General features: G+C 38.7%; 16 protein-coding genes. 12 read left to right on the top strand and 4 right to left on the bottom strand.

From position 1 onward, the window contains the following. Positions 1–48: 48 nt before the first annotated feature. The 5 genes from WG954_RS19340 to WG954_RS19320 all read left to right on the top strand — a co-directional run bounded on the left by WG954_RS19340 (position 49) and on the right by WG954_RS19320 (position 6,058). A complete protein-coding gene (locus tag WG954_RS19340; RefSeq protein WP_340438544.1) occupies positions 49–1,341 on the top strand; it encodes a HEPN domain-containing protein in 1,293 nt (430 codons plus the stop codon). 142 nt (positions 1,342–1,483) lie between these two features. Then, positions 1,484–2,026, top strand: a complete 543-nt coding sequence (locus tag WG954_RS19335; protein ID WP_340438542.1) for a hypothetical protein — start codon at positions 1,484–1,486, stop codon at positions 2,024–2,026. Positions 2,027–2,286: 260 nt separating this feature from the next. Beyond that, positions 2,287–4,440, top strand: a complete 2,154-nt coding sequence (locus tag WG954_RS19330; protein ID WP_340438541.1) for a hypothetical protein — start codon at positions 2,287–2,289, stop codon at positions 4,438–4,440. Between the two features lie 788 nt (positions 4,441–5,228). Further along, the gene (locus WG954_RS19325; RefSeq protein WP_340438540.1) at positions 5,229–5,663 is read left to right on the top strand and encodes a VOC family protein; all 435 of its coding nucleotides are present in this window, start codon (positions 5,229–5,231) and stop codon (positions 5,661–5,663) included. A gap of 140 nt (positions 5,664–5,803) precedes the next feature. Further along, positions 5,804–6,058, top strand: a complete 255-nt coding sequence (locus WG954_RS19320; RefSeq protein ID WP_340438539.1) for a hypothetical protein — start codon at positions 5,804–5,806, stop codon at positions 6,056–6,058. A gap of 73 nt (positions 6,059–6,131) precedes the next feature. Here WG954_RS19320 and WG954_RS19315 read toward each other — a convergent pair whose 3' ends face one another. Both WG954_RS19315 and WG954_RS19310 read right to left on the bottom strand, forming a co-directional pair. After that, entirely contained in the window at positions 6,132–6,986 is an 855-nt protein-coding gene (locus WG954_RS19315; RefSeq protein WP_340438538.1) for a VOC family protein, read from the bottom strand. 74 nt (positions 6,987–7,060) lie between these two features. Continuing rightward, complete coding sequence (locus WG954_RS19310) at positions 7,061–7,843, bottom strand: helix-turn-helix domain-containing protein (RefSeq protein ID WP_340438537.1); 783 nt, start codon at positions 7,841–7,843, stop codon at positions 7,061–7,063. A 117-nt stretch (positions 7,844–7,960) separates the two neighbouring features. Here WG954_RS19310 and WG954_RS19305 point away from each other — a divergent pair, with 117 nt between their 5' ends. Further along, positions 7,961–8,359, top strand: coding sequence for a GNAT family N-acetyltransferase (locus WG954_RS19305; protein WP_340438536.1), 399 nt, complete (start codon positions 7,961–7,963; stop codon positions 8,357–8,359). Positions 8,360–8,486: 127 nt separating this feature from the next. Next, positions 8,487–8,942: a TonB-dependent receptor plug domain-containing protein gene (locus WG954_RS19300; RefSeq protein WP_340438535.1), complete on the top strand. Its 456-nt coding sequence runs from the start codon at positions 8,487–8,489 to the stop codon at positions 8,940–8,942. A 98-nt stretch (positions 8,943–9,040) separates the two neighbouring features. Here WG954_RS19300 and WG954_RS19295 read toward each other — a convergent pair whose 3' ends face one another. Together WG954_RS19295 and WG954_RS19290 are read right to left on the bottom strand one after the other, a co-directional pair. After that, positions 9,041–9,493: a hypothetical protein gene (locus WG954_RS19295; protein ID WP_340438533.1), complete on the bottom strand. Its 453-nt coding sequence runs from the start codon at positions 9,491–9,493 to the stop codon at positions 9,041–9,043. A gap of 60 nt (positions 9,494–9,553) precedes the next feature. After that, positions 9,554–10,741, bottom strand: a complete 1,188-nt coding sequence (locus tag WG954_RS19290) for an NIDO-like domain-containing protein (protein WP_340438531.1) — start codon at positions 10,739–10,741, stop codon at positions 9,554–9,556. A 335-nt stretch (positions 10,742–11,076) separates the two neighbouring features. On the opposite strand from WG954_RS19290, the gene WG954_RS19285 reads away from it, so the two are divergent. The 5 genes from WG954_RS19285 to WG954_RS19265 all read left to right on the top strand — a co-directional run bounded on the left by WG954_RS19285 (position 11,077) and on the right by WG954_RS19265 (position 14,914). Then, positions 11,077–12,123 carry a serine hydrolase domain-containing protein gene (locus tag WG954_RS19285; protein WP_340438529.1) on the top strand — a complete coding sequence of 349 codons (1,047 nt, stop codon included), beginning with the start codon at positions 11,077–11,079 and terminating at the stop codon, positions 12,121–12,123. A 64-nt stretch (positions 12,124–12,187) separates the two neighbouring features. Continuing rightward, positions 12,188–12,691 (top strand): YqgE/AlgH family protein, encoded by a 504-nt coding sequence (locus WG954_RS19280; protein WP_340438527.1) that lies wholly within the window; start codon positions 12,188–12,190, stop codon positions 12,689–12,691. 46 nt (positions 12,692–12,737) lie between these two features. Continuing rightward, entirely contained in the window at positions 12,738–13,022 is a 285-nt protein-coding gene (locus WG954_RS19275) for a hypothetical protein (protein WP_340438525.1), read from the top strand. 143 nt (positions 13,023–13,165) lie between these two features. After that, positions 13,166–13,777 (top strand): hypothetical protein, encoded by a 612-nt coding sequence (locus WG954_RS19270; protein WP_340438523.1) that lies wholly within the window; start codon positions 13,166–13,168, stop codon positions 13,775–13,777. A gap of 216 nt (positions 13,778–13,993) precedes the next feature. Further along, complete coding sequence (locus WG954_RS19265) at positions 13,994–14,914, top strand: glycoside hydrolase family 16 protein (RefSeq protein WP_340438521.1); 921 nt, start codon at positions 13,994–13,996, stop codon at positions 14,912–14,914. Positions 14,915–15,001: the final 87 nt, after the last annotated feature.

Here is a 15,001-nt window from a genome sequence, read left to right as displayed (position 1 = left end):
GCAGTAAATGTCAAGCTATCTATTGTTAATAAAAACTGAGTTTTGATTATGGATGAAAACAACACATTGCATGTTAAAGTAATCATACCAGATTTAGAAGGAAAGGAAATGTTAGGTGTTTTAATTATTTCCTCAAAACAAAAAGTGATTGAATTTTCGGAACATCCTTATGGGAGAATGTCATTTGATACAATCCCTATAATGTTTTGCTATTCCCCAAAGCAAAACTTTACGCTTATTCAGAGCATCTTTTCGAAAAGTAATGGCAATAAGGTTTCTTACATAATAAATGAACTTTATGATAATATCGTGGATGATTTATTTGATAGCAAAGCCTATACAAGTTTAAACGCAGAGGTAACAAATATGTCTAACTGGATACCTCCAAAGCTTATTGATATTTCCCATGAAAAAGGAGGAGAGAAATTAATTTCAGTTAGTATTGGCAATGAGGTTTCGATCGAATACTTTTTATCTGAAGAATATTTTTTGAAGTTTTTATTGAGGCCGCATTTTAGTTTAAAGTCGGGTGAGGTTAGATTTTTTGAAGATGTTTCTATGACGGTTTATGCAGCCAATCCGACGTCGAGAAATAGATTATTCGCTGCTTATTATTCGCTGCTTAATTTTTACACCCTTTTTTTGACAGTTGTACCTAATACAAAAAAACTCGTCTTTGAAAGAGGTGTGCAATTCGTAAACTTAATTCTTAGTGAAGTTGATTTCGAAGAGAGTAGATTTCATGTTTTGCTTCAATATAATGAGGTGGAAAATTTTAGTGTAGTAGTTCAAAAATATTTTTCACAAAGAGAGAAGTTTGATCAAGTCGTTTCTCTGTGGGAGACTGGATTGAAGTCAAATAACCCGGAAATAATATTTCTATATCTAACTCAATCTATTGAAGTTCTTCACAAGTATTTTTATGAAGATGACGTGGAACTTCGTGATAGAATAAAGAGCGAGGTGGATGTGGAATTTGGTTTGCAGAATAATAAAAGAAAAGAATGGACTAATATGATGCGTTACTTTCATTTTTTTAGTATTCTTGAGAGCGAAGGGTTGAAGATTGATCTGCCGTTAGAGAAAAAGGAATTTCTTAGTTATTTACTTGATTCACGAAATTATTACACTCACTATGATGAGAAGTCATTTGTGTGGACTATTTTTCAGCTATATGAAATAAATAAGGTTGTCCGGATATTTATGAGAGCGTTGATTTTAGTCTCCCTTGGAATAGACACAAAGAAGATTCAAATTGTTATTAAACGGGAGTTTTATCATTCTTTGGAAATGGACATTAGTAAGAATCAGTTTTCTATGTGGTTTGGCAAAAAGATGTGATGAAGTCGCCACTCTACTGACGCAAGTGTTCCACCTCAGTGGATCACTTGATGCCAACTGATTCGTCCCTGATTGTATCAAGGAATTTGAGAAAAAAAACTGAGCATTGGCACACCACATAACTTAAATCTGATTATAAAATATGAGCGATAATAGCATTTCAATCGTACCAAGACAATCAGAATATCCTGGCAAAGAAATTAAAGCGAAAGAAATTTTACAATGGCTTGTTTCTTTTGACATAGTTAAGCCAACACTGTCAGATTGTGTTCTTGGCTCAACCGATGGCTATGCAATTTCCGAAGGGGCAAAACTTATAACGGCAGAACCAGAATATTTACCATTTGAATTAGGTGTAAATGGATTAGAAATAATTACTGACCGACAGGTTTTTGATACGGGACAAAATGGAATAGAAGTACTTCTTTGCCCACATTGTAAACAAGATATTGCAAACGAAGATTGGGATTTTTTAAGCGAGTGGGGCGACAATAAAAGCAATAATTTGACTTGTCCTTTATGCAATATTGGGACAGATATTCATCAATTTAAATTTTCACCCGAATGGGGCTTTAGTGATTTCGGTTTTAGGTTTTGGAATTGGCCAGGTTTTACGGAAAGTTTCATAAACGACTTCAAGCAAAAATTAGATTGTGACTTAAACATAGTGTATAGCCACATTTAGAATAATCCCACTTGATGCCAACTGATTCGATCCCGATGGAAACGGGGAATTTTCATCTCTTAGATTGAATAACAATTGCAAACAAAAGATTGCTTTGGTACAAAACTTACCACAGAACTCACATCCTCGTAAAGACGCTTCGTAGGTTACATTGCTGTTTGCAATCATCCTGCATCTTCTTATTTAATCATCCTTTCTTCAATTGTTATTATCTTCATTTGGTTGATTGATCAATTTTTTATCAATCAGCATAAGACCATATGATAAGAGTACTATTCGTGATGATACTGTGCGGTTTAATTGTGCAGCAAAGCCTTGCCCAATCATTTGAATATGATAAACGATCGCCACAGCAGGTGTATGCCGTACAAAAACTGTCTGCACAACTACGTAAACTTGTAACCGCTAAGCAATTCCGTTTTTCGTTTGTAACGGATAGCATTGCACATGGTAAAGAAAACTTTGCCATCAGTCGTACCGGCAATCACATCCGCATTACCGGCGGCAGTAACAGAGCGTTGATTTATGCGGCACTTTCAATTGCAGAAGAAGTACGTAATGGTAGCGCCTTAAATACTATCAAACCAAGAGAAGAAAAAGCCTTTGTGCCTTTGCGTGCCATCAAGTATGATTTACCATGGGACAGCTATCGCCACAGCTATGCACTTCAGTTGCACGATACTACCTGCAGAGATACCTTGTACTGGAAATCTTTTCTTGATATGATGGTGGAGAACAGGTTTAACAGTCTTACGTTATGGAATCTGCATCCATATACTTTTTTAATAAAGCCCACCAATTTTCCTGAAGCCAGTCCCTGGACAGCAGCAGAAATGAAACAATGGCAAACACTTTTTCACAGCATTATGCGCATGGCAGGTGAAAGAGCAATTGATGTGTACATTATTCCCTTCAACATTTTTGTAACGCCGGAGTTTGCCAAAGCGCATAATGTAGCAATGGATAACCTGCAGCATGATTATTTTGTAGATGGCGATACCTCGGAGATTATTAAGCGTTATACCCGTGAGTGTGTAACACAAATGCTGAATGAATACCCGGAGATTACAGGTATGGGAATTACATTGGGCGAAGGAATGGGAGGGATGACACCACAACAGCGGGAAGACTGGATGCATGAAACCATCATAGCAGGTATGCGACAGGCCAATCGTAAAACAAAACTCATACACCGTATTCCTTTCTCCAGTACCACAGGATCGTTAGGCGTAACAAGTATTGAAACAGAAAAACTCACACGCCGCAAAATGGAAGAAGAAGCTGCAATGGGTTTTTTAGAAGGACCCATCTGGGCCGATCTTAAATTCAATTGGTCGCATGCACATTCCACTTCCACACTTATAAAAGTACATGGTGGTAAATTGTATGATACGTATTTCAAACCGGAGTCTGACATTTACAAAATTGTGTGGACGGCACGGAACGAAGATTTCTTTTGTTTGCGTTGGGGTGTTCCTTTTTTTGTAAGAGATCTCGTTACAAAGAACACTCATTCGTGGGGTGGTGGTTTTATTATTGGCTCCGAGACATACATACCTGCCAAAGATTATTTTACCAAGGGAACATTAAATACGCCACGGCAATTTGCTTTTGAACGGCAATGGTTGTTTTATAAATTATGGGGAAGATTATTGTACAACCCTACAAGCAGCGATCAATTGTTTCATAATGAATTTATATATCGTTACGGCAAACAGGGTAAGGATCTGTTGCAGGCATCTGCATTAGCAGGTAAAGCTGCTTTGCGAATTGCATCCGATTATGATTGCGGTTGGGATTTTACGTTGTATACCGAAGGTATGATGGCGAGAGATCCTGTAACACAGTCGGTAGGTTATATATCTGTTGATAAACTTATTAACCAGCCACCTATGGATACAAGTTACATTTCTATTAAAGATTATGTACGGGCCATCAATAACGATACGGTTATAAGTAAAAACAAGCTGACACCGTTACAACTGGCCAACCTGTTGGAAAAGGATGGACGTAATGCATTGGAACTGGTGCGTACTATCGATACCAAAGCTAACGGTAACAAACAACTGGTTTATGAAGTTGCCGATATACAAACCTGGTCTTATCTCGGTTTGCATTTTGCTGCTAAAATAAGAGGCGGCCTTGCGCTGCAACGATACCGTACAAGTGGTGGTGAGCAATACAAACAGCAGGCTATCCAATATTTACAACAGGCACTTATTTATTGGGATGATGTTATACGCATTACTGCGCCTTTATATGAACGGATGCCGCTGGTGCACCTGAGCCAGCAGGGTGGTAAGGAAACCCCGGAGAATTTTTACAGAACCTTCCATTGGACCGATCTGCGGACAGAAGTATTAAAGGATGTGGAGATGGCAAAGACGGCAAAGACGGCAAAACACCACCCATAGGCGCAAGTGTTCCACCTAAGTGGACCACTTTATGTCAACTGATTTAGCCCCGATAGTATCGGTGAATTTTCTTCGCAGGCGAGTCTGGTTAAACCGATTTGCCATAATGAAACAATGAACTAACAACGGCGTGTCCATTTCAGGAGACAGGCCGGAGAATAAAGGGCGTAAAAAGAAACCCGGCTCTGTAAACCGGGCTCTCTGCATTTTTTACCTACGTGCTTTTTTCTTTGGATCCGCTTTTTTCTGTGCTGAGCTTTTCTTTTGAGTAGGCTTATTCTTTCTGGGTTCAACTTTCTTTTTCGACATAAATTTAAATTTAAGATTAGTGAATTACTTACTTATGGCTGCATAGTATTTCTTCCCTTTCTTACAGGTTGTCTTGTCAAAAGCGGCAACCGTACAGCCAAGATGTAACTAAACAAAGGTATGCCTATACGAGTAAATCGAAATTTAATCAAGGTTAGTCCTGCACTGGCGCAAGTGTTCCACCTGAGAGGATCACTTGAAGCCAACTGATTTGGCACCGATTGTATCGGGAAATTTGAAAAACAAAAGCAAAGTATTTGTAAGAATGGTCGGCCTTGTACTTTACCGTGACTGTAAAGCGTTTGAAGTTTCCGATGTCATCGGAACAGAAATAAATTGCAACAAATAATCCTACGAAACACTTGCGCCAGAAACTACAACAAACCATTGCCGCAATCAACCTGTATTTTGTCGCAGTTCGCCTGTGGAGTAATATTGATAAATGCTAGCTTTGAAACAACATCAAACAAAAAACAAACATGGCACACATCAACCCACACATCAACTTTAACGGCAATGCCGAAGAAGCTTTTTTGTTTTATCAATCTGTATTCGGTGGCGCATTTAAAAGGGTTGTTCGGTTTAAAGACATGTCCGCCCCGGGTTTTGAGATACCTGAAAAGGAAGCTGATAAAATCATGCACATTGCATTGCCTATTGGCAGCAGTACCTTAATGGGTAATGATGTGCCTGAATTTATGGGGCCTACCAACGAGCGTGAAAACAGAAGTAAAATTGTAATAAATGCTGCCAGTAAAGAGGAGGCCGATCAATTGTTTAATGGTCTTTCAGCAGGTGGCGAAATTGAAATGCCAATTGATACCAGTCCCTGGGGTTCTTATTTTGGTATGTTCAGGGATAAATATGGTATTGAATGGATGGTTGAATTTGATGCAGCGAATAGCACAAGCTGAGATGATCGCATTTACAATTGAATAAATTTGTTGGGATTGAAGAGTTGCATGCCATATGCAAGGATCTCTGTTTGTTTTTGTAACAAACAGCAGCTATTTTGCATGGAAAGAGCTGCTCAAAAACTTAATTGTAAATACGAATGGAACAAATAGATTTTTCGACTTTATCAGATGAAGAATTGTTGGCAGAAGCAAAAAAACTGCGATCGTTTTCAATAACAAACGCTTTGTTCATTGGTTTTCTTTTCGGCATTGTTGTGTACAGTGTTTTTAACAACAGCTTTGGATTTTTAATGCTCATTCCGTTGTACATTATTTATAAGTTAGTGAACGACCCAAGAAGCAAGCGGTTAAAAGCAGTGGAAGCAATTTTGAAACAACGGAAGCTGCAATAATATTTTTCAGGACGATATAAAAAAGCATGTTGACTTCTCACTCAACATGCTTTTTATTTTCAATGCATAATTGTTAAGCAATAGAAGCCTGCACAATCTGTTCAATATTTAATTTCCGCATACTCATAAATGCCTGAGCAGCTTTGCCCGCTTTAGCAGGATCGCTCATGATCTTATTCAACACATTTGGAACGATCTGCCACGATACGCCAAACTTATCCTTCAGCCATCCACACATACTCTCTTCTCCACCGCTTTCTGTAAGCCTGTTCCAGTAATGATCTATTTCTTCCTGCGTTTCGCAATGTACAGTTAGTGATACACCTTCAGTAAAACCAAAGTTGTGTGCTCCTGCATTCTCCATGATCATAAATTTCTGATCGTTCATGGCAAACAGTGCATGTTTTATTTTCCCTTCCACATCAGGCGATTCATTGGCGCCATAGCGAAGTATGCCATCAACTTTCAGATCGTTGAAAACAGAATCGTAATGTGCGATGGCTTCATCGGCTCTGCCATATTGTTTACCGGTGAACATCAGGCAAGGCGTTATGCGTTGACCCACATCACTTATGTTGCCCAATGCCAGTTGCCAGGAAATACCAAACTTATCATTGATCCACCCATACTTTTCACCCCATGGATATTTATCTAACGGCATCAATACCTGGCCTTCTTTGCTGAAAGCATTCCAGATTGTATTTAATTCCTCTTCCTTTTCGCAGATATAATAAAATGAAATGGAAGGAGTGGGTTTGTACATTGGCCCGCCATCTAACAGAGTGAAGCTTTGTCCGCCAATTGAAATAGATGTTACAATAGGCGATTGCGCTGTGATCTTTGCATCAGCAAATACAGAGCAGTATAATGCGGCAGCTTCTTTTGCCTGGCCATTATACCAAAGACAAGGAGTGATAGTTTCTTTCATCTGTTTATTTTTTAAATGATTTAATCATGCAAACCTATAAAAGCATAAAAGCAGGGAATAGAATAAAAACGACACTATTGCTCTTTTTCTTTCAAACCCGATTTTAAATAGTCATTCGGAGTGGTTTGTGTAAACTCTTTGAAGGAACGGATAAAATGACTCTGGTCTGCAAAACCATTATCATAAGCAATATCCGTAAGCTTGGTAAATTCTTTTCCTCTCAATTGATCAAATGAAACCTGGAACTGGCAAATGCGTCTGTATTGATTAGCTGTAACGCCCACATACTTTTTAAAAGTTCGTTGAAAGGTTCGCTCGTTGATATTTAATTTGGTCAATATCGCTGATAGTATTTCTGTGTCGGGGTTACACATGATCTCGTCAGTGGCGTATTTAATGATTTCGCATTCTTTTTTATTTTGTTGCAGTTGCTCAATCAATAAATGATCAAGCACTTCTGTTTTCTTTTCTGTTGATGATGCATAAGCCAATTGTGTTTTAAGTGCATTTGTTTTATGCGGGCTCCAGATGCTAAGATCAAGAGCGGCATCCATTATTGTTTTTGCCGGCACATTAAATACCGTTGATAATGCAAATGGCTTAAAGAAATATGCAATAATGGTTGTAGTGTTATTGATGGTCCATGAATCTTCAGTGCTTGATTTTCCAAACAGTGATAGCTGTGAAATATGTTCATTGTCTGCTTTAGTTTTTTCAGTGCGACAAAGAAAGGCAGGTATTCCATTGGTAACAAGAGGAAGTTGTTCTTTTTCTGCTTGCGAAAAACCTTCGAGTATCAACACTGTTCTTACATAGTCTGATAATAACTGATTTGGTTTTTGATACCAGTATTTCATTTGTTAGATGTTGTTGAATTGCAGCATGTATAAATATACACAATGGTTACTTATTGTCTTTTGCTTTTGATTCAGTAATTTCCAATTTTGCTATAACGCTTCTAAACACTTTAAGTAATGGACATCATTTATAGTTTTGACAGGCGACCAAACGCCGAACAGGTTATTGAACTTTACGACAGTGCCGGGTTGCCTCGTCCTACAAAAGATAAAGACAGGATTCAAAAAATGTTCGATAACTCAAATCTGATTGTTACTGCGTGGCACAACGAAGTGTTAGTGGGAGTTTCCCGTTGCATAACAGATTGGGTTTGGAGTTGCTACCTGGCCGATCTTGCAGTTAGACAAGATTATCAAAAAGAAGGGATTGGTAAACAATTGATTCTTTTAACAAAAGAAAAAGTAGGAGAGCAGTCAATGGTTTTGCTGTTATCAGTTCCAACAGCAATGGAGTATTATCCAAAAGTTGGTTTCGTAAAATTGGGGAACAGTTTCATCCTTAACAGAACCTGTTAGCAATAGTCATATCGCAACGCTTTGTGTACGGCTACTGTCATATTATCCCTCAAAGGGGCTATACTAGTTCCTTTAACGCAATGCTAACAGCAGTTTTTCGTAACTTATAGTACTTAAAACGAGAACTATGAAAAAGTATATCCTTTTGCTGTTCCTGTCAGCACTTTGTTTTGCTGCCGAGGCGCAGATGTACAGCAATAAAAGACCGATCAGCAGGGAGGAGCAATTGAATGAAGAATATTGTTCTCCAATGTTTAAAACTGCCTATGGTACCATCTTCGATTTTACTGATGATATCGCAGCCCAAGGCTTTACTAATATCCTTTACTGGTTGCAAGGGCGTGTGGCCGGATTAAACATCTATACTTCACGTTCAGGAGTTGCTGTTCCTGTTTTTCGTAACCAGTATGCAACTGTATTCCTTGATGAAATGCCTGTTCAACCTTCAACTGTCAATATGCTTTCCACTGCAGATATTGCAATGATCAAGATCATTAAGGGCCCGTTCGGTGGAAACATGATGTATGGCAGTGGTGGAGCTGTTGCGATTTATACATTCAGAGGCGAAGAAGACGCAGATTGATCTCTGCCTCAGTAGCAATACTTTTTTGTACCTTATTTGTTAATCACCAAACTGCACACCCGTTTTGAGATACCCCAACCTTTACTACGGGGTTTTGATTAAATAAATTCGATCTCATCATCATTGAGTTCTTTGCTAAAGATGATCCTGTTTGGAAATTGTGTGAGGATCATGATAATGTCAAACACTGCGAAATATAGAAAAGTTGTGTATGCAACAACAGGATAAAGTATACAGGCGAATAGACAATTGATGAAGCCCCATAAGATCCGTTTGCGATAAACAGTTGTGTGAAAGTTGAGTTTGGCATCAAAATCTTCAATGCTTTGTAAACGTTCTCTTTGCTTTTTCAGGTAATAACTATAACCAAACGAAGAAGCTATAATTAACACAACAAGAATGTTTTTTAGTAGTCTTGATTGTGCCGGCTCCCACTCAATAAAAAATCCGGCAGTTACAGCAAGATAAGAACCAAGAGTGGTGGCACAAGCTGCAAATAAAAATGTATAGAAATAGGGTCGGTAGCTTTTAAGTATAACTGTTTTTACCATACTGACTTAATGTAGCCGCTAAAATAATGGTTTCGTTACATAATAGATAAAGTCATTTTGTTAGTTCGCCTGCTTAATTATTCTATGGTTTGTTATAACACCACCCTGGTCAATTTTAATAGTATAAAAACCAGTAGCCCATTGCTTTGAATCAACAGGAATTAGGTTTGTGCCGGTTCTGATATCGACAGTTTGTTCTGTTATTTTTCTGCCATGTGTATCAAACACTGTTACTCGTACTGCGGCAGCATGCTTGCTTTGAATAGATATGCTGAAGTTGTCAGCAATAGGGTTGGGCATTATTTTTATTTGCGATGCTGATTCGAAATTCACCAACTTGATACCGTAGTAAACAGATTTACCGTCAAGATCATATTGCACCAAACGATAGTAGTTCTTTCCGTTTAATGGGTTAACGTCTGTATAACTGTATTGGTGACCTGCTGTAGTATTACCTTTTGAATTGATCTTTGCAATTTGTTTGAAATTACGACCTGTTGCGCTACGCTCAATTGCAAAATGACTATTGTTCTCTTCAAAGTCTGTACTCCACGCTACGACAGATGTGCCGGAAACTTTTCTTGCGTCATAACCAGTTAGTTTAACAGGTAAGGTAGAACTCGGTGTAACCAAAGACCAGGCTTCGTTTGTAATTGAATAGCTGGTACTTTGGTTCCGGGTGCCAACAGCATAACCATTTACTCCATCGCCAGCAGCAATACCCATCGTTGCAGTATAGCCTCCTGCAATACCTGTGAGGCTACTCATCACAAACCTGATCTCATTCGTGGTTTCATACAGTTGAATTTCTCCGGTCATTCTGTCGGCTGATGAAATATGTTTTATATTTTCATAGTGTACCACAAATACTCGGTTGGGTGCGGTGCCTGTTACGGCATAAAAAATTGTGCCATTGGCCGGTGCATCCGGAAGCCAATCGGTTTGCGTAAGTGCTATAAAGGCATTTGTTATATCCGGATCAGCAGGAATTGAAAAACCATTACAACAGCCCTCGCTACCTGCATCAGATAACCAAATGAAACCGTTAGTGCTGATACGGGCGGTGGTATAACCTGTTCCATAAAAACTAAACGTAAAAGGGATATTGGCATCTAAAACAACATCATCGCCTGCCGGGCCTGCTGTCCCACTGGCAATCAACAAACCTGTATAAGGAATACTGGAGGCCTGTGCATTGAGAAGGAGTAATGAAAAGGAAAAACCAATAGAAAAGAAAAATTTTTTCATAGTTGAATGGATTTTGGATTTATTTCGGGTTTTACAATGCAAGATTAAATCAATTTCCAGAGTTGCTGGAAGCTCATTTTTGTATATACTGTTTTACACTTATTCCGAAACTAAATACTTGCCCAGCTCCACTAAATGATTACTTGATTTTTAATACTTGTGCCTTTTTGCGTGGGTTTCATTCCCGCTTTTTCTACAATGTTTTAACGCTTCGTCTTTCCGCCAGTAGCTTGCCTGCCTGCTTTGACATGTATCGGTGGTTGTTCTACCCGGGATATCTGTATCTTCAATTTTAGTACCGCTGCCAACATCGGCTCACTAAAATTTTACTTTTCATGAGATCGATTATTTTCTTTATTCTTCTCGTTGTTTCGCTGGTTACAAATGCCCAACAACTTGATGAGATCGACAAGTTTGTTTCCAAACAAGTTCAAGATCAAAAGATCACGGGCCTGAGTATCGGTATTATTGTAAATGGAAGAATAGTGATGACAAAAGGTTATGGGTTGGCAAACGTTGAACATAAAATACCTGCTTCGCAAAACACGGTGTACAAAATAGGATCGCTGAGTAAACAGGTGGTGGCTGCTGGTATTATGACAATGATCCAATCAGGAAAAATAAAGCTGACCGATACCGTTACAAAATATTTTAAAGACGCCCCTGCAACATGGGGTAACATTACTATCCGTCATCTCTTGAATCATACGTCCGGCCTTGTAAGAGAATCGCCGGCCTTTCAGCCAATGCTGTTGCAACACGATACTGTTTTGATAAAGGCAGCCTACAAAATGCCATTGGTATTTGCAACAGGAACAAAATGGCAATATTGCAATCTTGGTTATTTCATGTTGGCTGATATCATCAGGCAGGTGAGTGGTAAAACGTTTTCTCAATTTATGCAGGAAGATATTTTTTCAAAACAGGGATTAAACATACAGCCAACATCAACCAAGATGATTGTGCCTGAAAGAGCTGATGGTTATGTGCTGGCAGGTAAGGATACGTTGTATAATGCAACCGACTATGTTGCTTTTCGCCCAAGTGGTGCTTTCATGTCGAGCATTACCGATATGTTGAAATGGGAAATGCTGATGCAGGATGCTCAAGTATTATCAAAGCAAAGCTGGCAACAAATGTGGACAGATACAGTAAGAACAGATGTAGTTGTTCCCAAGATCGATTATTATGGGTATGGCTGGCGTGTAACAACGTTTAAAAACCGTTTGCTTGTCAACCATGGAGGATCATTGCCGGGCTTCCGCAGTATCTATTATCGTTTCCCTGCTGATAAAACTGCGTTTATCATTCTTACAAATTCAGATCATACAAATGCCGGCATTATTGCGCAAGGTATTTCGGAAATACTGTATAAAGATTAACTGTTCCACGTCATTGCTTTTCGTTTGATTTCTTGCTTACCTTGTTGTTGCTTAAAACATGATCATGAATTTACAAGCAGGCAATATCATTATCAGTACCGATTTACTTAACGACACTGAGTTTGAAAAAGTAGCAATCATTATAACTGAACATAACGAAAAAGGAACGATCGGCTACGTGTTCAATCAATTGTTTCCAAGAAACTTTAATGAGCTGGAAGAATTTAAACACTCTAATCCTGTTCCCTTATATGCAGGAGGGCAGGTTCAAACCGATATGCTTTATTTTATGCATTGCAGACCCGATCTTATTTCAGAGGGACAAAAGGTTAATGGCAATGTATACATGGGTGGCGATTTTAAAAAAGCTGTGCTGCTGTTGAACAATGGACAATTGCCCGTTGCTGATGTAAGACTTTACATCGGGTATTGTGGCTGGGATGTAAAAGAGCTGGAAGAGGAAATTGCCGAAGGCAGCTGGCAATTAACCAATGCACCAGCTGATCTTGTTTTTTCAACTTCGGCAGAATCAGTATGGAATGAATTACACACAAGTTTGCAGGCATAAATTTCAATTTCTTTTATTGTTTCGTGTTCTTAAAATAAAATCATCCATGCAATTCGAAAGCTTTGTTCAAAGTATTTCCACATCAGCTCCGCCGCCAAATAGCAGTGTGTATTTGCAATCAATGTGGTACGATGCAAAAGGAGATTGGCATAAGGCTCACTCATTGGTCGATCACATGCACGACCCGACTGCATGTTGGGTGCATGCGTATCTTCATCGCAAAGAAGGGGATATTGCCAATGCTGATTACTGGTATCATAGGGCCGATAAAATAAGACCTGCTGTATCCTTACAGGAAGAGTGGAAAACAATTGTTAAAGCATTGCTGTAGTTTTTAGCATTATTTCAATACCTGTTGTTATAGTGAGATTCAAGGATTCACATGTTTATGTGGCAAGCGGCAAAAAAGTGTTTCTTAGGTTTGCAACAAATGAGCTACTGTTTTAAAGGCTTGTTTTAGTAAACCTTATCGTCATGAACCGAATTATTCTTTTCCTTGTATTAATCTGCTTAGTTGCTGTTTCTTCCTGCCGAAAACCTGTTGAAGAAATAACTGATCCTGTTACCGAATCAAGTTTATCACGTGTAATACTGTTGCCAAATCAGAGCAACTTTGTAAAGCAGGCGCTTTACATCAATACAGATCAGTTAAAACTCAGAGCCGGGATTGAGGCTGATCAACTGTTCTTCTTTTTTGATGCGGCACCATCTGTAAATAACAGCACAGGTGATGCATTATTACTTAGCATTAATGCTTCTAACCTTGCAACAGGATTGGTAAAAACCTACAGTTTCAATCAGGCAGCACCAACGTCGTTACATGCCCGTTATGTATATTCAAGCAGGCAATCAAGCGGCGACATTTGGTCGAGCATTACCGATTCAAGATTCGGCGTTGTGTTCGAAGGGGAGCTGGTTATTACGGGTTACGATTCAAAACGTAAGCTCATAAGTGGTCACTACGAAATAAAAGCAAAAAATCTTATCAATGATCCAACAGTACAATCTGTTGGATCGCCAATTGATCCCATTAACCAATGCAACCTTACGTTAAGTGGTTCTTTTAAGTATGTGAAATTGCCCTGAAATTCTCAATAACAAATCCATCTGGTAACGGTGTAATAAGCTGCAATTGCTATTGTAATTGCAGCTTATTTTGTTTTCGCAATAATATGCTGAACGGTTATTTCCGTTCGTCCTAAATTACAAAGCCAGATTAAGTCTGGTTCGCTGTTTATTCCCATTCATTTTTTTTTATTGTATATTCAGTATCGATATTTTCCTCATCCAAAAATGCTGAATATGAAAAAGGTGATTCTTGCCGATCATTTGCTTGTTACATCAGTTATTATCATAGTTGGTTTTTCTGCCTGCAAAAAACAAATCAACAAAACTTCTGCACAAACAACAGTTGAAAGCCGGTCTGTAGCTTTTCGTAATGTGTATGTAAATGCAACAGGAATCTGCGATCATCCATTCAATGAAGCAGCTGTATTAGCCGAGGGTTATACCAAACAATTTGAAGATAATTTTGATACCGACCTCAGCAAATGGAACGTGTGGACAGGAGGAGCGTTTAATAACGAGCTGCAATATTACAAGGCAGATAATATGGAAATACAAAACGGTAACCTTGTGATTACTGCAAGAAAAGAAACGGTAACAGGAGCAACAAATCCATTTGATGCAACACCCAAAACATTCAACTATACTTCCGGACGTATTGAATGCAAAACCAACATTTCTGCTTCAACCGCTACACCAAAAGTAAGGATAGTAGCCCGTGTAAAGCTTGCATCTGGCTATGGTATGTGGCCTGCCTTCTGGAGTTATGGCGACCCTTGGCCTACGCAGGGTGAAATAGATATTATTGAAGCAAGAGGTCAGGACCCATTTAAATATCAAACCAATTATTTTTACGGACGGGCAGCTAACCGAAATCTGGTAAAGAACCAGGTTGGGTTTATTACATCCAGTGTAGATCTTACAACCTGTTATCATGTATATGAAATGATCTGGTCGCAAAACAGCTTAACTTCTTTACTCGATGGGAAGGTGATAGAAACCAAAACGGGAGGTTACATTCCAAATTTATTTGGTAAAACAGAGCGAATAGTACTCAATCTTGCTGTTGGAGGTAATTTCTTCTCAAACCTAAACACATCACAAATAACAACTGGAAGCATGTATGTTGATTTTGTGAAGGTGTTTACATCAAACTAATGTCATTAAAACTTTACGCAGAAATAATAGGATAGCTCATTGAATGTTGTAACTTTAAAGAACTACTTACTGCTTGTCCATTAATCT

It is taken from the genome of Lacibacter sp. H375 (assembly GCF_037892425.1).
In the GTDB taxonomy this organism is placed as follows: domain Bacteria; phylum Bacteroidota; class Bacteroidia; order Chitinophagales; family Chitinophagaceae; genus Lacibacter.
The sequence above is the reverse complement of the archived record's forward strand: the minus strand, read 5'-3'. Positions and strand labels throughout refer to the sequence as shown.

Excerpts from the sequence above, each read along its gene's own strand:
- WG954_RS19270 (WP_340438523.1), top strand. The coding sequence starts at position 13,166 with ATGAACCGAATTATTCTTTTCCTTGTATTAATCTGCTTAGTTGCTGTT.
- WG954_RS19275 (WP_340438525.1), top strand. The coding sequence starts at position 12,738 with ATGCAATTCGAAAGCTTTGTTCAAAGTATTTCCACATCAGCTCCGCCG.
- WG954_RS19310 (WP_340438537.1), bottom strand. The coding sequence starts at position 7,843 with ATGAAATACTGGTATCAAAAACCAAATCAGTTATTATCAGACTATGTA.
- WG954_RS19330 (WP_340438541.1), top strand. The coding sequence starts at position 2,287 with ATGATAAGAGTACTATTCGTGATGATACTGTGCGGTTTAATTGTGCAG.
- WG954_RS19320 (WP_340438539.1), top strand. The coding sequence starts at position 5,804 with ATGGAACAAATAGATTTTTCGACTTTATCAGATGAAGAATTGTTGGCA.
- WG954_RS19340 (WP_340438544.1), top strand. The coding sequence starts at position 49 with ATGGATGAAAACAACACATTGCATGTTAAAGTAATCATACCAGATTTA.
- WG954_RS19300 (WP_340438535.1), top strand. The coding sequence starts at position 8,487 with ATGAAAAAGTATATCCTTTTGCTGTTCCTGTCAGCACTTTGTTTTGCT.
- WG954_RS19290 (WP_340438531.1), bottom strand. The coding sequence starts at position 10,741 with ATGAAAAAATTTTTCTTTTCTATTGGTTTTTCCTTTTCATTACTCCTT.
- WG954_RS19285 (WP_340438529.1), top strand. The coding sequence starts at position 11,077 with ATGAGATCGATTATTTTCTTTATTCTTCTCGTTGTTTCGCTGGTTACA.
- WG954_RS19265 (WP_340438521.1), top strand. The coding sequence starts at position 13,994 with ATGAAAAAGGTGATTCTTGCCGATCATTTGCTTGTTACATCAGTTATT.
- WG954_RS19335 (WP_340438542.1), top strand. The coding sequence starts at position 1,484 with ATGAGCGATAATAGCATTTCAATCGTACCAAGACAATCAGAATATCCT.
- WG954_RS19295 (WP_340438533.1), bottom strand. The coding sequence starts at position 9,493 with ATGGTAAAAACAGTTATACTTAAAAGCTACCGACCCTATTTCTATACA.
- WG954_RS19280 (WP_340438527.1), top strand. The coding sequence starts at position 12,188 with ATGAATTTACAAGCAGGCAATATCATTATCAGTACCGATTTACTTAAC.
- WG954_RS19305 (WP_340438536.1), top strand. The coding sequence starts at position 7,961 with ATGGACATCATTTATAGTTTTGACAGGCGACCAAACGCCGAACAGGTT.
- WG954_RS19325 (WP_340438540.1), top strand. The coding sequence starts at position 5,229 with ATGGCACACATCAACCCACACATCAACTTTAACGGCAATGCCGAAGAA.
- WG954_RS19315 (WP_340438538.1), bottom strand. The coding sequence starts at position 6,986 with ATGAAAGAAACTATCACTCCTTGTCTTTGGTATAATGGCCAGGCAAAA.